Annotated in this window: 18 protein-coding genes and 1 pseudogene; 5 read left to right on the top strand and 14 right to left on the bottom strand. The window is 68.9% G+C overall.

The window, feature by feature from the left end; translation table 11 throughout:
• Positions 1–3096: 3096 nt before the first annotated feature.
• A complete protein-coding gene (locus ACTOQ2_RS43055; protein WP_440107674.1) occupies positions 3097–3276 on the bottom strand; it encodes a TetR family transcriptional regulator in 180 nt (59 codons plus the stop codon).
• A 121-nt stretch (positions 3277–3397) separates the two neighbouring features.
• Positions 3398–3790 (bottom strand): DUF1761 domain-containing protein, encoded by a 393-nt coding sequence (locus tag ACTOQ2_RS43050; RefSeq protein ID WP_440107672.1) that lies wholly within the window; start codon positions 3788–3790, stop codon positions 3398–3400.
• Between the two features lie 116 nt (positions 3791–3906).
• Here ACTOQ2_RS43050 and ACTOQ2_RS43045 point away from each other — a divergent pair, with 116 nt between their 5' ends.
• A complete protein-coding gene (locus ACTOQ2_RS43045; RefSeq protein ID WP_440107670.1) occupies positions 3907–4278 on the top strand; it encodes a YciI family protein in 372 nt (123 codons plus the stop codon).
• A gap of 158 nt (positions 4279–4436) precedes the next feature.
• Here the strand turns inward: ACTOQ2_RS43045 and ACTOQ2_RS43040 are convergent, their stop codons facing one another.
• Positions 4437–5312 carry an AraC family transcriptional regulator gene (locus ACTOQ2_RS43040; protein WP_440107668.1) on the bottom strand — a complete coding sequence of 292 codons (876 nt, stop codon included), beginning with the start codon at positions 5310–5312 and terminating at the stop codon, positions 4437–4439.
• Between the two features lie 407 nt (positions 5313–5719).
• Between ACTOQ2_RS43040 and ACTOQ2_RS43035 the strand changes: the two genes are divergently transcribed.
• Entirely contained in the window at positions 5720–6325 is a 606-nt protein-coding gene (locus ACTOQ2_RS43035) for a helix-turn-helix domain-containing protein (protein ID WP_440073517.1), read from the top strand.
• Between the two features lie 159 nt (positions 6326–6484).
• Here the strand turns inward: ACTOQ2_RS43035 and ACTOQ2_RS43030 are convergent, their stop codons facing one another.
• Positions 6485–7723: a cation:proton antiporter gene (locus tag ACTOQ2_RS43030; RefSeq protein WP_440107666.1), complete on the bottom strand. Its 1239-nt coding sequence runs from the start codon at positions 7721–7723 to the stop codon at positions 6485–6487.
• Between the two features lie 170 nt (positions 7724–7893).
• The gene (locus tag ACTOQ2_RS43025; protein ID WP_440073521.1) at positions 7894–8379 is read right to left on the bottom strand and encodes a GbsR/MarR family transcriptional regulator; all 486 of its coding nucleotides are present in this window, start codon (positions 8377–8379) and stop codon (positions 7894–7896) included.
• Between the two features lie 49 nt (positions 8380–8428).
• Between ACTOQ2_RS43025 and ACTOQ2_RS43020 the strand changes: the two genes are divergently transcribed.
• Positions 8429–9346 carry an SDR family NAD(P)-dependent oxidoreductase gene (locus ACTOQ2_RS43020; protein WP_440107664.1) on the top strand — a complete coding sequence of 306 codons (918 nt, stop codon included), beginning with the start codon at positions 8429–8431 and terminating at the stop codon, positions 9344–9346.
• Positions 9347–9385: 39 nt separating this feature from the next.
• Here the strand turns inward: ACTOQ2_RS43020 and ACTOQ2_RS43015 are convergent, their stop codons facing one another.
• Positions 9386–10534, bottom strand: coding sequence for an FAD-dependent monooxygenase (locus ACTOQ2_RS43015; RefSeq protein ID WP_440107662.1), 1149 nt, complete (start codon positions 10532–10534; stop codon positions 9386–9388).
• A gap of 1 nt (position 10535) precedes the next feature.
• Entirely contained in the window at positions 10536–11021 is a 486-nt protein-coding gene (locus tag ACTOQ2_RS43010; protein WP_440073527.1) for a GbsR/MarR family transcriptional regulator, read from the bottom strand.
• A 240-nt stretch (positions 11022–11261) separates the two neighbouring features.
• Here ACTOQ2_RS43010 and ACTOQ2_RS43005 point away from each other — a divergent pair, with 240 nt between their 5' ends.
• On the top strand, positions 11262–11753 hold the full coding sequence (locus tag ACTOQ2_RS43005; protein WP_440107660.1) for an STAS domain-containing protein: 492 nt from the start codon (positions 11262–11264) through the stop codon (positions 11751–11753).
• A 55-nt stretch (positions 11754–11808) separates the two neighbouring features.
• Here ACTOQ2_RS43005 and ACTOQ2_RS43000 read toward each other — a convergent pair whose 3' ends face one another.
• The 7 genes from ACTOQ2_RS43000 to ACTOQ2_RS42970 form a co-directional block, all read right to left on the bottom strand.
• Positions 11809–12294, bottom strand: a complete 486-nt coding sequence (locus ACTOQ2_RS43000) for a MarR family winged helix-turn-helix transcriptional regulator (protein ID WP_440107658.1) — start codon at positions 12292–12294, stop codon at positions 11809–11811.
• A 268-nt stretch (positions 12295–12562) separates the two neighbouring features.
• On the bottom strand, positions 12563–12943 hold the full coding sequence (locus ACTOQ2_RS42995) for an STAS domain-containing protein (protein WP_440107656.1): 381 nt from the start codon (positions 12941–12943) through the stop codon (positions 12563–12565).
• A 142-nt stretch (positions 12944–13085) separates the two neighbouring features.
• A complete protein-coding gene (locus ACTOQ2_RS42990) occupies positions 13086–14129 on the bottom strand; it encodes a PP2C family protein-serine/threonine phosphatase (RefSeq protein WP_440107654.1) in 1044 nt (347 codons plus the stop codon).
• Positions 14130–14345: 216 nt separating this feature from the next.
• Positions 14346–15704, bottom strand: a complete 1359-nt coding sequence (locus ACTOQ2_RS42985) for a DUF2254 domain-containing protein (RefSeq protein ID WP_440107652.1) — start codon at positions 15702–15704, stop codon at positions 14346–14348.
• Between the two features lie 510 nt (positions 15705–16214).
• Positions 16215–17306, bottom strand: coding sequence for a Gfo/Idh/MocA family protein (locus ACTOQ2_RS42980; protein ID WP_440107651.1), 1092 nt, complete (start codon positions 17304–17306; stop codon positions 16215–16217).
• Positions 17291–17995 carry a ThuA domain-containing protein gene (locus tag ACTOQ2_RS42975; protein WP_440107649.1) on the bottom strand — a complete coding sequence of 235 codons (705 nt, stop codon included), beginning with the start codon at positions 17993–17995 and terminating at the stop codon, positions 17291–17293. The genes ACTOQ2_RS42980 and ACTOQ2_RS42975 overlap by 16 nt, the downstream gene beginning before the upstream one ends.
• A 168-nt stretch (positions 17996–18163) precedes the next feature.
• Positions 18164–18409, bottom strand: coding sequence for an MEKHLA domain-containing protein (locus tag ACTOQ2_RS42970; RefSeq protein ID WP_440107647.1), 246 nt, complete (start codon positions 18407–18409; stop codon positions 18164–18166).
• Between the two features lie 124 nt (positions 18410–18533).
• On the opposite strand from ACTOQ2_RS42970, the pseudogene ACTOQ2_RS42965 reads away from it, so the two are divergent.
• A pseudogene (locus ACTOQ2_RS42965) lies at positions 18534–18808 on the top strand (histidine kinase); the annotation flags it as partial.

The following is an 18808-nucleotide window of genomic DNA, read 5'->3' as shown; positions in this document are numbered from 1 at the left end:
CCGCGCCCGCACCCGGATATGTTCCCCCTCATCTGCCACAGACTCCACGACCAGCGGCAATAAGCCCGAGAACACGACACTCACCAGCTCGTCGACATCACCCATGACTCACCGTGACGCAGGAGACGTTCCGTCACCACCGAAAGAGAGACAGAGCCGTTTGATTGACAGACCCGATCTTGGCTGCTCGGAGGCCGTGACCATGCACGGCTGGGTCATCCTGGGCGATGCGGCCACGAAGCGAGTCAACGGCCAAGAGATCATCATCACTGCCGGTAGGCCGGGCAACCTCGGGGCCGCTATCAGGGCTTGGGAGGACAACGAACGTCACCGGATGGCGCATGAACTGGGAAACCTCGGTCGCCTGGTCAACGACGCGTTGGACCGGCTACGGCAGGCTAGGGACACCTGATGATCACCGATCCACAGAAGATCGTCGACCATTACGTCAACGGCCCGATTTTCCTGATCATCACGTGCTACCTCGCCTGGACATTTGTGGAGGACTGACGCAACGGCTGGCGCCCCTGGCGTAAGGGTGCCTGGTGGAGGCGGCGGGAGTAGGTCGCTCTCGCTGACTGGTAACCATGTCATTCGGTGGCAAGTCCCGACGAAGGAGGGGCGCGGCAGTCGATCGCCCCGACCACGAACAGTGAAACCCGAAGTGTGCGATCGTCACGGCTTTCAGGGGCAGATGAGAACACCGGATCGTCATGTTCTCACCGCTCATGTCATCTGTTGTGACCCCTCGCAGGGGCGATGAGACCCATCCGTATTTCCACCACAGCCCGTAGCGCTGCCGCGTTGCGACCCCTCGTAGGGACGATGAGGACGATGACGACACGAAGGTGGCGTACATCCCCTGCAAGTTGCGACCCCTCGTAGGGACGATGAGGACCCCGCAATGGCCAGGGCTTGACCTGGCTGGCCGTCTTGTTGCGAACCCTCGCAGGGGTGATGAGGACGAGTGCTCGCCGTGGCAGGCCACAAAGTCGTGCTCGTGTTGCGACCCCTCGCAGGGGCAATGAGGACCGGGGAAGACATCTCCGAGAACTGCGACCTGTACTTGTTGTGACCCCTCGCAGGGGCGATGAGAACGTGGCTCCGGCGCGCACACGCTGACCGTCCTCACCAAGTTGCGACTCCTTGTAGGGGCGATGAGGACTCCGTGACGAGGCGCACGGCGAGCAGCTCCTCGCGTTGCGACCTCTTGTAGGGGCGATGAGGACCCGAGCGACTCGGCTGGCCGGTGTGCTGCGACCCCTCCTAGGGGCGATGAGGACTGATCGACCTGCCCAAGGGCGTCCCGATGTGGACGAAGTTGCGACCCCTCGTAGGGGCGATGAGGACGCTCCCTGGAGCGCTTCGCACAGAGCTGGGGTGACCGTTGCGACCCCTCGTAGGGCGATGAAGACCAGTCTCTCCAAGGGCGTCCGTGAGGGCGCGGAATAGTTGCGACCCCTCGTAGGGGCGATGAAGACACGCATCCCCTGATGATCGAGGTGGTGGACGTGCACCTATTGCGACCCCTCGTAGGGGCGATGAAGACGTGCGCGTCGTCCAGGGCCGAGGTACGGAGGTCGTGTTGCGACCCCTCGTAGGGGCGATGAGGACCCGAGACGCCGGGCGCCCGCCCGTACACCATCATCCCGTTGCGACCCCTCGCAGGGGCAATAAGGATGCAGTTCCTCATCGAAGAGTGCGCCCATGCGCACGGGTTGCGACCCCTCACAGGGACGATGAGGACATCTACGCGACCGGGTGATCACTGCGCTCAGAGCGTTGTGACCCCTCACAGGGGCGACGAGGACGCCTTGTCACCCTGACCGCCGGAGGCGTCAGCCTGACGTTGCGACCCCTCGTAGAGGCGATGAAGACGAGCCTATCCCGATGTCTGCTCACCTGCATGACGTGTTGCGACCCCTCATAGGGGCGATGAGGACGGGCGACGTGATCCACGTGGAGGACGGCGTCTACGAGTTGCGACCCCTCGTAGGAGAAATGAGGACCTGGCCATGACGTCCGCATCGCCGCGCCTGCCAAGGTGTTGCGACCCCTCGTAGGAGCGATGAGGACGAGCGGACCGCCGACGATGTGGAGTGGTGAGTCCGAGTTGCGACCCCTCGTAGGGGCGATAAGGACGCGAAGTTGCTCAAGAGCGCGGGCTCATTACCAGTTGCGACCCCTCGTAGGGGCGATGAAGACGCGTCAGGAGCCGCGCCGCGTCTACAGGCCGCAGCCCGGTTGCGACCCCTCGTAGGGGCGATAAAGACGCGCTGATCCGGGGAGCACGCGCCGCCGGGGTCAGCCGTTGCGAACCCTCGCAAGGGTGATGAGGACGAGTGCTCGCCGCGGCAGGCCACAAAGTCGTGCTCGTGTTGCGACCCCTCGCAGGGGCAATGAGGACCGGGGAAGACATCTCCGAGAACTGCGACCTGTACTTGTTGTGACCCCTCGCAGGGGCGATGAGGACGAGCCTATCCCGATGTCAGCTCACCTGCATGACGTGTTGCGACCCCTCGTAGGGGCGATGAGGACTTCGGAGTTATCGGAGGGGATCACGCGTGCGCGCGGTTACGACCCCTCGTAGGGGCGATGAGCCCAAGGTAAAGTCGCAGCTCAATGAGCCTGTATCTGCGGTCAATCCCGGGGAAATTGCAGCGAACCTTCGGTTGTGCAGAATACCCCGGAGGTTCGCTGCAAATCCATGATCGGGAGAAATGGGCGGCAGCGCGTTCATGGGCGGCGGGTGCGTTCGGTGCGGCGGCTGGGTTGTGCGGCGGGCGGCGGGGTCCGGCCGGCCGCGCCGGGCGGGCGCGGGACGGGACCGGCGCCCACGCCGCATGTCCGGTCCCGATGTTCGGGCGGCGCGGGCGGGCGCGCCCCGCCGTGCGACGGCGCGGAGCGCTGTCGCCTTGACCATGTAGTGATAATCCTCGCCGAGACGTGCCTAGCGCAAGATCTTTAAGACTGAGGGGCAGTCGGCAAGGGGGCGTCTTCCGGAGCGAATCGGCAGCTCAACGGACATCCGGCGCCTTGTCGATCATGGGGCTGTCGGAATCACGCGGCAAGGAATCTCATACTGCGCGAGATGAACTACTTGTTGAAGAACGTACGGGAGGAGAGGTCCACCACCTCGGCGATGTCCTCCACCGTGACACCCGCCAAGCCGCGCTCGGCTACCAGCGTCAGAGCGGCGTGCTCCAAGGCCGCGCGGGTCTCGAGCTTCTTCCGATCTCTGCGGCCGAGCTCGTACGCGCTCTCTACGGGGGTCACGGTGCCAACCGTAGGGAAGAACTTTCAGACTATGCAATGTTTCATAGTCTGAAGTGTGGAAGATCACATGCGGAGGTGAACCGCTCGTCCAGCGCTTCCCGGGTGCGGCCGTTCATGGCCCTCACCTCCACGTCCCGACGATGACCGCGATCGCGGCCATCTTGAGCAGCCAATCTCCCGCGTGGACGGCGGCCAGCCGCCACGGAACCTTCTCGTGCAGCACCGAGCCGGTCAGCAACACGCAGGGAAAGCCGATCCACAACACGCATGCCAGCCCGAGCGCCTGGGGCCACCCGCTCACGCCCACCTCGCCGGTGAGCCACGCGAGGACCACCGCGACCACCGCGCTGCGGCTCAGCTCCGCCATCGCCATCCAGGCCGGCGGCCGCTCCCCGGTGGCATAGGCATCGGCCAGCTTCGCCAATCGGGCGCCGAACCCCATGTACCAGACAGTGCTCAGCAAGAACGCCGTGACCGTGGCCGCCACGACCGCCAGATAGTTCAGCTCGGTCAACTTCCCGACCTCCTCGGGCCCGAAGCCCTCGATCGAAGGGCTTTCACCGGGGACGTCGGAGCCGGGCGACTATCCTCGACACGCCACACCAGAGAATTCCGGACCGGGAACCTGTCGTGAAATATGTGATTCTGATCTACAGCAACCCGGGGTCCCGGCAGTTGTGGAACCAGCTCCCCGCCGAGCAGCGCCGTGAAGGGCTCGAGGCGTACACCGCCCTTAACGAGGCGCTGGCCGCGACCGGGGAACTGATCGTCGCGGAGGCTCTCGCCGACCCGGCCACGGGAAGGCGGGTGCGCGTGGAGGCAGGGCGGACGACCGCGACCGATGGCCCCTTCGCCGAGGCCAAGGAGCTCATGGCCGGTTTCTACCTCGTCGAGTGCGACGGTATCGACCGTGCACTCGAGATCGCCGCCCGCATTCCCGAAGCGGCGATGGGCCTGGTCGAGGTGAGGCCGGTGATGGCGCTGTCCGGCTTCGAGGCATGAGGTGCGCGAAGGAGGCACCGGCGGCTCACGCGGAATGATGTCAGCCGTCGCGGTGTCGTTGCGACCGGCATGGCAGCCGGCGCGGTGATCGCCTGCGCCACCCGGCCCGCCGTCTCGTAAGCGCCGGCGAGGTTACCGCGGGTCGATTCCGCGGTTCGTCACGCCGGTTCGACGGGTAGCCACAGCTCGCATGTCGCGGTGCTGAAGTCATCCGCGCGCTCGAGGACCGCGACCATCGAGGGACCTGGCCGCAGACGCCACGGGTTGGAGGGGAACCACTCGGTCGCGGTCGCGGCCCAGGTCGTCTGCAGGGCCTGCGGATGCGGTCCGGCGGTGCGGAAGACCGCCCACATGCCGGCCGGCACCTCGATGGCGTCGAGGTCGTCGGGGATCGGCGTTTCCCGGGAGACGGCGACCCCGTGCAGGTAGGTCAGTTCGCTCCCCTCCGCGCCGTCGGGGTCGAGGTCGAGGTCGTCGGAGACTTGCAGCAGGCCCACCGGTTCGGTGTCGCCGAGGGCCTTCAGCCGGAGATGCTCCTCCTGCGGCAGTGCGGTGATGTGCTGCTGGATGTGCGGATTGATGCCCTGGTGGATGAGCGGAACCCGGGCTGCGTGTCCGACCAGCCGGAACGCGGGGCGGTCGACGAGGCGGGTTTCCATGGGAATGCTCCCTTCAACGGTCAGGCGGAACCTGAGCTGCGGCTGTGTGCGCAAGGGGCCTCCGTCGCGGCGCACGTCACTGGGGCCGGAGCCGTGGACCGCGCGGAACGCGCGTCCGAACGCCTCGGTCGAGCCGTATCCGTGCCGGACGGCGATGCTCAGCAGATCGTCCTCGCCCCGGACGACGTCGGCGGCGGCGACGGTCATGCGGCGGCGGCGCGCATACTCCGACAGCGGCATGCCGGCCAACGACGAGAACATCCGGCGCAGGTGATACTCGGTCGTGCCGAGCTCCCTGGCCAGCTCGTGGACGTCGAACTCCTCGGCGAGGTGCTTTTCGACGAGATCGACAAGCTGGTTGAGCGCTGAGATCACGAGGCCTCCTTTCGATGTCAACCCTGCCGCAAGAACCCCTGCCGTACCCGACCGCTGCGATCCGATCCGATCAGGCGCCTGGGCGGACGCGGAGCCGACGCACGCCCGTGCCGCCCCGCGTCGCAGTCCCGCACGCCCGTTCTGAGCTGGGGAAACGGTCTCAGCGTACGTTTTCGTTCCGCCACGCTCCGAGCCCCGCCCCCGATGAGGCCCTCCGCTCAGGTCCGGGCCACCCGGTGCGAAGTGGCTGTGAGACCTTATCGGCCCAGGAAGCTCATCGGCTCCGCGGTGACGAACCGGGGGTTCTCCTCGACGAGCCAGTGCCCCGCGTGCGGCGGTGTCCGTTCAGTCTCACCAGACGCGCACCGATCTGGCATGAAAACTTGCGATTCTGGCAAGATGGCCTCATGGATCACGAAATGGATGAGGTGCTCGACGCGGTGGGGCCGCGGCTTCGCGCGCTGCGTCGTCACCGCGGCATCACCCTCGCCGATCTCGCGACGACAACCGGCGTGTCGGAGAGCACCCTGTCCCGGCTGGAGAGTGGGCAGCGCCGGGCGACCCTGGAGTTGCTGCTGCCGCTGGCCCGTACGTACAACATTCCGCTGGACGACCTTGTGGGCGCCCCGCGCACCGGCGATCCCCGGATCCACCTCACGCCGATCCGGAGGTTCGGGATGACCTTCGTGCCGCTGTCCCGGCGGCCGGGCGGGGTACAGGCGTTCAAGATGATCATTCCCGAGCAGCCGGAACCGCTCGTGCCGACCCCGCAGGCCCATGACGGCTTCGAATGGCTGTACGTGCTCAACGGACGCCTGCGGCTCATCCTCGGTGAGCGAGACCTGACGTTGCCCTCCGGTGAGGCGGCCGAGTTCGACACATCCTTGCCGCACTGGCTGGGCAGCGCTGACGGCGGCGTGGTCGAGCTTCTCATCCTGTTCGACCCGCAAGGGATGCGTACGCACATACACGCCGATCCGCATCGGCCCTCTCACGGCAGGAGCCGGAGGTGAGCTCAGCGAGAGATTCCGGTGTTCGCGCGCATCGGTGAGCCGTGCCGCGCGGCGGAACTCCTCGGGGGATCTCCGTGAAAGGGGCGAACCTCGAGGAGAAGACGACGTTCACCGGCCGCGACGCCGGCACCGAGCCCGGCCAGGACGGTTCAGGCGGAACTACGCCGGGTCATCGATTTTTCTGCCGCCTCGCAGCTTGGCCCGGACCCGGCGGGCGGTGTCGTGCCAGGCGGGGGTTTCGCCCTCGTCGTCGAACCAGCGGGCCACCACGACATCGGTGGAGGAGTGCAGCAGGATCGAGGCGACGATGGTTACGGCGACCAGGGTGAACACCTGCTCGGCCGCGGTGATGGCGGAGTTGAGCACGATCAGGGCGTAGACGACCGAGGCGAAACCCTTGGGACCGAACCACATCACGGCCGCCACCTCCCGGGTGCCGAGCCCGGAGCGAAGGAAGGACAGCCAGATGGCCAGCGGGCGGGCCAGCACCAGGGCCAGGATCGCGAACAGCCAGCCCTGCCAGCCCACCGAGGCCAGCAGGGCCGGGGAGATGAGCACGCCGAAGACCAGCAGCGCGGCCAGCTTGAGCAACTCGGCGACGAGCTCGCCGAACTGCTCGAAAGACTCGCGCTGGCGCTCGCCGAAGGTCGCCACGGTGATCCCGGCGGAGAACGCGGCGAGGAACAGGTTGCCGTGGGTGGCCTTGCCCAGGGCCAGCACCAGCAGGCCGATGGCCACCGCGTTGAGCGGCTCGTAGTGGTGGGAGGCCGAGAACCAGCGGGTGCGCTCCAGCATGATGGCCGCCCACGGCACCGCGACGCCGATCAGCACGCCCAGGCCCAGCTCCAGGGTCAGCTCGCCCAGGTGCAGGTCGGCCGAGCCGGCCGCGACGGCGAGGAACACCATGACGAACGGCAGGGCCAGGCCGTCGTTGACGCCGGATTCCACGTTCAGCAGCTGGCGCAGCCGAGGTGGCACCCGTTCGTTGCCGACCAGCGCGGCGGCGAACACCGGGTCGGTGGGTGCCAGGATCGCCCCGATGAGCAGCGACTCGATCCAGCCCAGCCCGATGAGGTAGTGCGCCGCCAGCGCGGTGATGACCAGGGTGAGCGGCAGGCCCCAGCCCAGCGCCCGGCCGGGCAGCCGCCAGGCGCTGCGCAGGTCGGCCCAGCCCACCCGCATGCCGTCGGTGAACAGCACCGCGAACAGTGCCAGCTCGGCCAGCGTGGCCACCACCGGATCGTCGGGGGTCAGCGGGATGAGGCCGCTGACCCCGTCACCCAGGACGAATCCCGCCAGCAGGAACAGCGCCGCGGTCGACAGGATCGTCCGGTTGGCCAGGCTGGAGATCAGGACCGCGAGCAGCAACAGCGCGGAGAAGGCGAGCAGCAGGTTCATCGGCGGGCTCCGGTCCGGTAGGGGGACATGCGAAAAGAACTGCCGACCAGACTTCCCGGCGCACCGCCGCACACCTTAACAACCCCACAAGCCCGCCGATACGCCGTCCATCCGTAAAATCGCCAAGCCGGCCTGCTCACCCCCGAGCGGCCCGGAAGGAATGATCTCGATCAGGGATGAGCGCCGTCGTCCGGCCGATGCGCGCGGCCGGCTCTTTCGGCATCCCATCGGTCGAGGAGCGCGGGGAACTCCCGTGCCATGAACCCGTACATGTCACGCATGAGTTCAAGGCGAGCCCGGGCGGCGGGGTGGTCGCCCACCGCGTCGAGGCCTTGCCCGGCCAGCTCGGCGAAAGCGGTGAACTCGGCCATCTTCGCTCGGAACGCGCGGCCGAAGACGTCCTCGGCAAGCCGGTAGTGATCTCGCCGCGCCCGCGGAGGGCGGTAGCGCTCGACGAGCCCGCCCTGCTCCAGCTGGCGCAGGGCCACACTCATGCTGCTCTTCGCCACGCCGAGCCTCTCGCACAGCCCGGGGGCGTCGGCGGCTTCGCCGGTGGCGGCGAGCAGGCATCCGACCACGCGGCCGGACGTGCGGCTGAGCCCCAGCCGCTCGAAGTACAACCCTGCGCTCTCCACGAACTCCTCAACGGTCGCCATGCGAACATTCTATGTTGTTCGGAACGTTCCGAACAATTAGAGTCGTCGCATGTCTGCCTTCGAACCCCTCACCATCGCGATCACGGGTGCCAACTCCGGGATCGGCCTGCGGGCGGCACAACGGCTGGCGGCACAGGGCCATCGGATTCTTGCCCTGTGCCGCCACCCGCACCGGGGCCGCGTCGCGCTGGAAACGATCAACGCCGGCGCCGCACACCCCGCAACCCTTGTCACGGCCGACCTGTCGGCCCCCGAGTCGGTCGCCGCGGCAGCCGATCACATCTCCCGCCGGACCGGTCACCTCGACGTCCTGATCAACAACGCCGCGGTGTTCGACCAGGCCATGCGCAGGCCCGCGTTCACCGCCTCCGGCCACGAACTGTTCTGGGCGACCAACCACCTGGGCCCCTTCCAGCTCACCGCGCGCCTCAGCCCGCTGCTCGCCGCCGCACCCCGTCCCCGGGTGATCAACGTCGCGAGCAAGGGGCTGATCACCATGCCGCGCATCGCGATCCGCTTCGACCAGCTCGACGACCCCGGCTGGTACAGCCCGACCAGGGCCTACTACCACGCCAAACTGGCCCAGATCATGACCGCTTATTCGCTGGCCCTGCGGGCCCGTGGCACCCTGGACGTCGCCTGCGTCCGCGTACCCGCCGTACGGCTCGACGCCGACCGCGTCGCCGCCCTGCCGTGGGCCCTGCGAGCGCTGTACGCGCCCAAGAACCGGCTCGCGATCCCCGCGGAGCGCCTGGGTGAGACCTACGCGGCACTGGCCACCCGAACGACCACCTGGCAGGAGCACTCCGAGACCGCGGCACAGGGCAGATCCGCGCTGCGCGGCGTCTACCTGGACGAAAAGCTCAGGCCGGTCGACGCCCCCGCCTTCGCCTACGATGCCACCGCCCGTGAGCGGCTGTGGGTGATGTCCCAGAACGCCGTCGGCGGCCCGTCCTGGGCCTGGTGAAAGAACCGGTGGCGCCCGGCCCAGGTCGGCGTGCTCCCCCTAGCGGGAGAGCCGCGGTGGTGTCCAGTCCCAGACCGGGGCCAGGGCCCGGGCGGCCAGGGCGGGCCAGCGCGACGACGGGACCATGCGCAGGGCAAGCGTTCGCAGGTGGTAGCTGACGGCGTTGCCCGAGGTCGATTCCAGGCCTTTCGCGCGCGCCTGTTCGACGATGGTCTGGGTGCGGGGGCGTCGTTGCCCGTCGTAGCGGGCCAGCGCCGCGGGGACGTCGTCGGCTGTCTCGGCGAGGGCGGCGGCGAGCACGACGGCGTCCTCCAGCGCTTGGGCGGCGCCCTGGGCCATGTCGGGGTGCATCGCGTGAGCGGCGTCGCCGAGCAGGACCACCCTTCCGCGCACGTAGCCGCTCAGGGGGTCCAGGTCGGTGATGTCGTGGTGCAGGACCGCCTCGGGCGCTGTCGCGTCCAGCAGGCGAGGGATCGGGTCGTGCCAGCGGTGGACGCGGCGGCGCACTTCGGCGAGTTCGTCGTCGTAGCGCACCGCGGGCCGGTCGGCGCGGGCGCCCAGCGCCCAGTACACCCGGCCGCGTCCGACAGGCATGGCCAGGAAGTACTGGCCGCGGCCCAGGGTCATACCGGCGTCGATGCCGTCGGCGTGGGCGATGCCCCGCCAGACCGTGTTTCCCCAGAACCGCGGGCCGGGCGCCTCGGGCCACAGCAGATGCCGCACCGTGCTGCGCACTCCGTCGGCCGCCACGACCAGATCGGCCGTCCATTCCTGGGCACCGCAGCTCACCGTGACCTCATCCGCGCCCTGCCGAACAGCGGTCACCTGCGCGCCGGTGCGCACCCATTCGGCGGGCACCGCGTCCATGAGCACCCGGTGCAGGTCGGCGCGGTGGAAGCCGAGCAGCGGGCTGGTGGTGCCGGGCAGCGCACGGACGATGTGGCCGCCGGAGGGGGTGCGCAGGTTGAACACACCGTGAAACGGCACACCGGCGGCCCGCGCCTCATCGGCGACACCGAGTTCGGCCAGGGCGCGCAGGGCGTTGGGCGACTGCGACATGCCGGCGCCGACCTCCCCGAGTTCGGGCCTGCGCTCCAGCACGGTCGCCGTCCATCCGATGCGTCGCAGCCCGACGGCGGCGGCCAGACCGCCGATGCCGCCGCCGATCACCAAGGCGTTCTTGGGCATGTCAGCTCTCCTCGGTGTGGGTGGGGGGCGGTGCGTCGTCGAACACCTTCGCCATCCAGCTGAAGATGTGATGTGCCTCGCGGATCCGCGCGGCCCGCGCGGTGCCCGGGCCGATCAGGTCCATGCCGTCACCGGCGACCTCGCGAAACGCGGTCAGGGTCGCGATCTGCCGCCGTACGACCTTCTCCCAGGCACCTTCCTCCACCCGGTAGTAGGCGGTGCGCTCGCCGGGCCTGGTGCGCCGGCTGACGAATCCCATGGTCAGCAGCACCCGCATGTTCGTGGTCAGGGCCGCGCGGCTGGCCCCGATGGCCTGGCTGATCTGCCCGGCCGACTGCTCGGGCGGATCGCAGATCATCAGCCAGCCCAGAACGCGTCCCGCGACCGGTGGCAGACCATCAGCGGTGAGGAACATCGCCACCCGCTCGACCCAGCCCAGCACCTCCTCGCGATCCGCCTCGCGCGCCATGCCCGCCGGCTCCTCCATGTAACTCTCTCCTTCACAACTAGAAAGCTATTTCACAATATTGTGAAATAGCAGAACGGGCAAACCGATGGAGAACCACGCCGCTTTCTCGGTGGGGCGAGCTCCCGGCTGCCCGGATCCCGCCCGCGAGGCCGGTCCGGAGCTTACGAACCATGCACAGGCCAAACGTTGCATAGAGGAACAATCTGATACGGTGCAACCGGAGCGCCGGGAAGTCTGGTCGGCATGTTGTCGTAAGACATGGACCAGAAGGGGCGCCCGATGCTCGGCTCTTCCAGTGATCGGCGCCGTCCTGACGACACAGCCTCAGCCGATCTTTCCCTGTCCCGCGACTCCGAGCGGGAGCCGGAGAGCCAGGAGCGGTGTTCGGCTCCCGAGCGGGCCTTTGCCGTGGAACTCGTGCTGGACGGCCACTACGCGGTCGTCCTTCTCGAAGGCCGTCTGGAACAGGCCGGTTGCACCCTCCTGCAGGAGAAGCTCGCCCGGGCGCTCGCCGCCCGCTACCCGGCCTGGCTGGTCACCGATGTCAGCGCCCTCGAGTTCGCGGACTCCTTCGGGCTGGCCGTGCTGCTGGGTGCCGACCGTCACGCGCGTGCCTCGGACGGACGCATGATCATCAGTGGTGCCGGTGACACGCTCCGCGTCCTCCTTGCCAGGAGAGGATTGGACGCCGTGTTCGAGATGCGCGCCACGGTGGGCGAGGCCATCGCCGATCTGTATCTCGGCAGATGACCGATCCCTCGTGAGCCGCCGGTCGAGCCGCGACGTCCCGAACGCTCTTGGTGGTCTACGTATCGGGCCAGCCGAGAGGATGGGCATGGTCTGCGGGTGGTTCGCCTCCCGCCTGGTTGAAGGCGGTCATCGCCGAGATCAGCGAGCGGCACTGCTCAGGGGACATGCACGAGACGATGGCGGCGATCTCCTCGCGGCGATGCGCCGTGACCTCGTCGACGATGTGCCGCCCCTGCGGGGTGAGGCGGATCAGGCTCTCGCGCCGGTTGAGCGGGTTGACCTCACGCACGATCAGTTGCGAGGAGACGAGGCGATCGGCCATTCGCATCGCCGTCGAGGGGTTGACGTTGAGCCGCTCGGCCAGTGTGACGAGCTTGGTCTCCCCGTGACCCGCCAGGACCACGAGCATGCGGAACTGCGGCAGCGTGACCCTGTCCTCGACCGCGCCGAGGGAACGGGCGGCGATGGCGACCAGGAGCCGTGACCCCGTGAGAACCGCCGAGGTGACCGCGGAGAGGTCGTCACCGTTCAGCTGATCCACCTGCTGTTCCACCATAAGCACTGTTTTTACACGGTGCACGCCGCACCTACGCCATTGCATCGTGCAAACGTGCCCCGCCCCGGGACGGCGTCGCACCCTGCGGGCTCAGGGAGCCCGGTGGGGAAAGCGGCCGGCGAAGGCCGGGCGCAGGTCGGCCGGAAAGCGCTGCGGCCAGCAGGCCGGCGACGTGGTGCCGAAACGATGGACTCCAGCCGATCGACCTCGAGCAGCGGCCCCAGGAGGCGGCGTTGCACCGGCTTTCCCCTGATCACGGGGTCGCCGCGAGATGCGCGGCCGCCTCGTCGACCGTGCGGTAGACCTGTAGTTTCCTGTCCAGACCCGTGATCTTCAGGATGCGCAAAAGCCTGGCGTTGAGGCCACTCAGCACGAACCGGCCGCCGGCGGCCTCGATCTCCCGCAGTGCGGCCACCAGGACACTCAGGCCGGAGGAGTCACAGAAGGCAAGGTCTTCGGCGTCCACCACGACGCGGGGCGGGGTGTTGAACGCCATAGCCTGTCTCAGGCGAGTGTGGAAGTAGGCGGCGGTGGACATGTCAAGCTCGCCTGACGGCCGCACGATGACGGTGGCGCCTCGCAATCCCGTGAGCACCGAAAAAGCACCGAACTCATGCGGATGTGCCTGTGCCATTCGTGCATCGCCCTTCCCTGCCTGAACGTGGAGACGCAGCGTGGTGAGCCCTCGGCGGGCACTGACGGGACCGGCTTCGATCCTGTCTCAACGCCTGTGGCACATCATGTTTGCATAGTGCAAAGAAAGGTGGGCGAGAGGGTCAGGCGTGATGTCTGCGCACCAGCAGCATCGCGGCGTCGTCGAGCAGGGGTCCGCCGACGTGGTTCAGCAGGTCGGCCCGCAGTTCGTCCAGCGCGTTCTGCGGATCGGCCGCCGCCAGCAGGTGGACTCGCTCGGTCAGCGGGTAGAAGGCCCGGGCCTCGTCGCGGGCCTCGATGACACCGTCGGTGTAGAAGAGGATCTGATCGCCGTCGCCGAACGGGAACCGCTGCGGTTTGGGCATGGGCGATCCCAGCGACGCCAGGCCGAGAGGCAGCCCTTCCTCGTACGGCTCCGCGAGGAGGACTCGTCCGTCATGGCAGAGGATCAGGGGCGGGGGGTGGCCGAAGTTGAGCAGCGAGATCTCACCGTCGTGGACCTCGGCGAGGATCGCGGTGACGAATCTCTCACCGCCCAGGTGCCGGTCTAGGCTGATCTCCAGCCGCTCACCGACCACGGACAGATCGGTTTCGTCGTAGGCGGCCTCGCGGAAGGCGCCCAGCACCCAGGCGGCGGTCTCCACCGCCTCCAGGCCCTTGCCCTGCACGTCGCCGATGAGCAGCCGCACCCCGTTCGGCGTCGTGACGACCTCGTACAGGTCACCGCCGATGCGCGCCTCCGCTGCGGCCGAGGCGTAGGACAGCGCCACCCGCAGGTCGCCGGCTCTGCGCGGTACCGGACGCAACAGCACTCGCTGGGCGGCCTCGGCGACCAGCCTGACGTTGGCGAGTTCACGCTCGCGCTGCAGGCGCAGGTGGCCGGCCAGCATGCTGGCCCCGGTGATGCCGATGATCGTCGCGATGGTGAGGTTGTTCTGCCAGGTGAGCAGCAGACCGTTGTAATGGGCCAGCGGGACGCAGATGGCGAGCGCGATCAGCCCCACCACAGCGGTACGACGGATGCTGCCGGAAACCGAGGCGAAGGTGGGGCCCAGCGTGAGCAGCGGCAGAAAGCCGAGAGTGGGGCCGGCGAGTAGATCGATCACTGCCACCGCCGCCATGATGACGAACGGCAGCGACCGAAGGACCTGCTGGGAGGAATTCATCCGAGGCTCCATCCGCCGGTTGTACATCACTCCCCTCTTCCTGTGCAGGTAACCGCAGGACAAACCTCGGGCCAGGCCGAACCGGATCAACGGCGAGTGAACCCGCCGGCCGAAGGACGCGCCGTGGACGGCCGGGTCCGGGCAAGGCCCGGCGTCCCCGACCGGCTCGATCGGTCATCGCATACGGGTCCTCCCATCGAGCCGTGCAGGATCCGATCACGTGGTGAGCGGCCGGACGGGATCGCCGGTCGGCCAGCGGCCGGCCAGAGCCTCCTGCACCGACCAGGCCAAGATCTCCACCCGCCTCCCCTCGACCCGGTCGTGGTTCTGCAGGCCCGCGGCGGCGCGCAGTCGTCGCAACTGCTCGCGTACGGCCACCCGGTGCTCGGCCCGGCGGGTGGTCCAGGCGACCTCCCGCAGCAGCGTGAACAGCCGCTCCAGCACGTCGGGATCGGTGGCGCCGTAACGGCGGGGCTGGGTGAGAGCCAGGTCGAGAAGCGCGGGAAAATCCGGTCGCCGCACGACCACGCGCACGGTGCCGGAGTCGTCCCGCAGCAGGATCGGGCCGAGATCTCTGTCGGCCACCTCGCACAGCAGCGCGGCGGCGTGACCGAGGGCGTGCACCGCCGTGGTCGGGTCGTTGATTCCGGGTGACAGCGCCTTGACCACGACATCGGTGATCTGCCGCAGGCCGAACGCGATGTCCTGCGCCGCGGTGCGCTCGAACCCGGTCTGGACCGCCTGTGCCACGCATTCCGACAGCACGGTCGTGGCCTCTCGGTCCAAGACGGCCGTGCCGCTCCGCAGGGCCCACGCCACGGCGACCGGCGTACCGGCGGTGAGCCAGTCCCCCGGGAGGCGATCGACGACGACCACGGCGTCGGCGTCGACGGCGGCGCGCAGCAGGGCGGCTTCGTCGACCGAGGTGAGAAAGCCCGACGAGCCGGAGCGTAGGAGCGTCGTCCCGGTCGCCGGGGTCGCCGGGGTCGCCGGGGTCGCCGGGACGTCGGAGACCGGCTGCCCGCCCGCGTCGGTGCAGCGGTGCATCGTCGCCTTGGCCTCCGCGTGCACGCTGCGCAGCAGCGACTCCACCCGGATCTGCCGGGCCAGATGCGCCAGGAACACCACCAGCCCGATCACGCTCGTCAGTGCCAGCAGATAGGCCACGGTCACCGATAGCTGCGGCACGAAGGCGCTCTGATCGTCCAGCGAGGCGCGCACCGTACGCAGCACCGTCACCGCGTACGTGAACGTGGACAGCAGCAACGCCAGCGTGACGTGGACGAAGCGGTCCTGGGCGAAGGTCCGCAGCAGGCGGGGGGAGTACTGACTGCTGGCGAGTTGCAACGTCACCACGGTCAGGGAGAAGGTCAACGAGGTCACGGTGATCAGTGAGCTCGCGATCACCGACAGTACCGTACGCGCCGCCTCCGGCCCGCCGCTGAACAGGAAGACGGTCACCTGACCGGGAAGCCCGCCGATCAGATGGGCGTCGACGAGCGGAAGTCCCACGCCGAGCAAACCCGCGACGATCACTCCTGCGGTGGGAAGCGGCCACAGCCGCGTACGCCACATGTCACCGGAAACACCCCGCCGCCGCAGTGGCGTCTTCCACCCGATCACCTTGAATGCCTCCGATTCTCACCGATCGCCACAGCCAGGAGCGCCGGCTGTTCGGGAAGCCTCCGATCCCGTCCCGCAGCTCGTTTCACACGACACCGGCAGGCGGCCGAGACATGCGACGCCGGCTTGTCCGCGGCCTCGAACGTCAGCCGACGCCGTCCAGCAGGCCCTGGCAGGTCCGCTCGCGGCGGCGGCGCACCTCGGCGCGGATCCGGCGGCGGGCGCGCGTGCCGGCATGGCCCGCCCCTTCTGGCAGCGGACGGCGTGTGAGAGGCGGTACCCCGGCATCGGTCGGGGTACCGCCTCTTCGACGGATCGACTCGGCCAAGAAAGCCACGCTCGCAGGTCACCGGCGGGTGGCCGGCTGTCACCGGGCACGGCGCGGGAACCACAGCCGCACGGGGCCGGGTACGGCCGCGACGACGCGATCCACGTGCGGATGGCCCTGTCAAGGCGTGCGGCTCATCGCGGGGCGGGGCGGAAGGTCACGGGCTGGGGCCGCTCACAGGTGCTGGTGACGGTCACCGCCGTTCTGGAGTGCGCCGAGGACAGCAGGCACTCCATGATGTCGAGCACGTGGTACGCCAGCGTCGCGCCCGCGCGCGACTCCCGGCCCGCCGGGGTCGTGACGAGATCGGCGAGGCCCACGCCGCGCCCGGCCCCGACGTGGCCGGCCGCGGCGGGGAGGGTCTCCCAGTCCTCTTCGCCCATCCTCGCCAGCAGCACGGAGCCGTCGAAGTGGTTCGGATCGGGGACGGAGAGCGAGCCTCGTTCCCCGTGCACCTCGATGGGGGGCGCACCGGTGGCCGCTCCCTCGAAGCCCATCACCAGCGTTGACAGCGCCCCCGACGCGTGGACCAGCACGCCGGTGACGTGGGTGTCGACGGCGACCGGGATCTCCTCGCCGCGACGGGGGCCGGTGGCGATGGTCCGCCGGGCCCGGGTGCGGCTGGCGGCGCCGATGACCGTCGTCACCGGCCCGAGCAGCGTGACCAGGCTGGTGATGTAGTACGGGCCCATGTCCATGAGCGGGCCGCCGCCGGGGGCGTAGTAGAAGTCGGGATTGGGGTGCCAGCCCTCGTGGCCGGGCGTCAGCATGATCGCGGTCGCCGCGACCGGCCTGCCGATCAGGCCGTCGTCGATCGCCTTGCGCGCGGTCTGTGTGCCGGTGCCGAGCACGGTGTCCGGCGCGCAGCCCACCCGTACTCCGGCCTCGGCGGCCGCGCGCAGCACCCGCGCGGCGTCGGCGGTGGTCGCGGCGAGGGGCTTTTCCGAGTAGACGTCCTTGCCGGACGCGACGGCCTGCAGCGTGATCTCGGCGTGCGCGGCGGGGACGGTCAGGTTCAGCACGACGTCGACGCGCGGATCGGCCATGAGCTCCGCCACGCTCAGCACCTCGACCTCCGGATATCCCCGCACCGCCTCCTTCGCCCGTTCGGGGTCGAGATCGGCCACGGCGACGAGCCGCAGCTCCGGCAGCCGTTCGATGCTCCGGACGTACTGGCCGAAGATGAACCCGCACCCGACGACGCCGACGTTCACCGGCCGGCCCACAGCATCCCCCTTTCGATGACGGTGCGCACGCTGTGGTCGCGCAGGACGCCGAGGTCGTGTCCGGGTGTTGCGACGAAGATCTTTCCGTCGCCCCAGCCGCGGGTCCAGATCGCCGGTGAGGTGACCTCCCTGTGCCAGGGGTCCCACGGGCGGACCTTCTGGGTCGTGGTGGCCAGCACGTCGATGTACTCGTCGGTCAGCACCCAGTACTGCTCGGTGACGAGGTCGAAGTCGGCGATGCCCGCGGTGATCGGGTGGGTCGCGGCCTCGGGCAGCATGGTGACGGTGTACGGGACGAAGTAGTCGGCCTGCGAGCCGTCCTGCTCGGCCGGGTCCTTGCCGGGGTGGCAGGCGAACTGCCCGCCGATGAGGTGCAGGTACTCTGAGCAGCCGCGGAAGGCGTCGGCGATGCCGCCGTGCCAGCCGGCCATTCCGGTACCGGCGCGGATCGCGGCCTCGAGCCCGCGCATCTCGGCCGGCTCGATCGTGCCCATGGTGTAGCACTGCACGATGAGGTCGACACCGGACATGAACGCGGGGTCGGCGTACGGCGCGGGGGAGTCCGCCCGATGCACCTCGAACCCGTGCTCCTGGAGAAAGGGAACGAAGAGTTCGGTGGCGGCCACCGGGTCGTGCCCTTCCCAGCCGCCCCGGACCACCAGAGCTCTGCGCGCGCGATCGCCTGTCATGCTTTCACCTATCGCTCGGGGACAAACGACTGCAATCTTCACATTTCGCGGCTTGGATCACTATTACTCGAGCATCATTGGTCACTCACGAGGCGGGTGGCCCGGTTTCCGGTACCTGGGCCGGCACCTGTTCGGTGCGGTCTTCGCTCGGTTTCGCCGTACGGGATGTCAGGCGTCTCGCCAGCGCTGGAAGGTCGCCGCCTGGCCCACGAGTACGCCGTCCCCGTCCACCAGGTTCCACATCGTCACGTCCTCGATCCAGAACCGGCGGCCGGACTTGGCGATGCGCTGTCCCCGGTAGCCCGTCGCGAAGCCGTCCCGATGCACGGCGTCCAGGAGCCGCCGGCGGTCCTCGCGGCGGTCCGGAGACGGACGGCGGGCCATCGGGCCGACGGGGTCGAGCAGGGCTTTCACGACATGTGTGGTCGCTCCCGCCGCACGAGCGGAGCCGACACCACGGTGGCGAGCGGCGGGGCGGACGCGGACGATCTCCGGCGCGGGGTGGGCGTCGGCGCCGCCGGATGCGAGACTTCGCCCTATGACGGAAAAGGAGCCGCGTTCCCTGATCCCGAACATGCGGCTGGACGAGTTGCTGTCGGAGTTGCAGGGGCGTCTGGAGGCGGTGCTGGCCACCCGCGACCGGGTGCACGCGCTGCTGGAGGCAGTGGTCGCGGTGGGCAGCGACCTGGACCTGGAGACCGTGCTGCGCCGGATCGTGGAGACCGCCACCAGGCTGGTCGACGCCACCTACGGCGCGCTGGGCGTGGCCGGAGACCACAGCACGCTGGTGCAGTTCGTCCCGGTGGGGCTGAG

Origin of the sequence: Streptosporangium sp. H16 (genome assembly GCF_051918855.1) — a bacterium.
Classification (GTDB): domain Bacteria; phylum Actinomycetota; class Actinomycetes; order Streptosporangiales; family Streptosporangiaceae; genus Streptosporangium.
Note: the sequence above shows the minus strand (reverse complement) of the source record. Positions and strands in the feature narration are given on the sequence as shown.

Coding starts and splice junctions, on each gene's coding strand:
- ACTOQ2_RS43030 (WP_440107666.1), bottom strand. CDS start 7,723: ATGAACCTGCTGCTCGCCTTCTCCGCGCTGTTGCTGCTCGCGGTCCTG.
- ACTOQ2_RS43015 (WP_440107662.1), bottom strand. CDS start 10,534: ATGCCCAAGAACGCCTTGGTGATCGGCGGCGGCATCGGCGGTCTGGCC.
- ACTOQ2_RS43025 (WP_440073521.1), bottom strand. CDS start 8,379: ATGGCGACCGTTGAGGAGTTCGTGGAGAGCGCAGGGTTGTACTTCGAG.
- ACTOQ2_RS42990 (WP_440107654.1), bottom strand. CDS start 14,129: ATGAATTCCTCCCAGCAGGTCCTTCGGTCGCTGCCGTTCGTCATCATG.
- ACTOQ2_RS42985 (WP_440107652.1), bottom strand. CDS start 15,704: ATGTGGCGTACGCGGCTGTGGCCGCTTCCCACCGCAGGAGTGATCGTC.
- ACTOQ2_RS43005 (WP_440107660.1), top strand. CDS start 11,262: ATGGACCAGAAGGGGCGCCCGATGCTCGGCTCTTCCAGTGATCGGCGC.
- ACTOQ2_RS43010 (WP_440073527.1), bottom strand. CDS start 11,021: ATGGAGGAGCCGGCGGGCATGGCGCGCGAGGCGGATCGCGAGGAGGTG.
- ACTOQ2_RS43020 (WP_440107664.1), top strand. CDS start 8,429: ATGTCTGCCTTCGAACCCCTCACCATCGCGATCACGGGTGCCAACTCC.
- ACTOQ2_RS42995 (WP_440107656.1), bottom strand. CDS start 12,943: ATGGCACAGGCACATCCGCATGAGTTCGGTGCTTTTTCGGTGCTCACG.
- ACTOQ2_RS42975 (WP_440107649.1), bottom strand. CDS start 17,995: ATGACAGGCGATCGCGCGCGCAGAGCTCTGGTGGTCCGGGGCGGCTGG.
- ACTOQ2_RS43035 (WP_440073517.1), top strand. CDS start 5,720: ATGGATCACGAAATGGATGAGGTGCTCGACGCGGTGGGGCCGCGGCTT.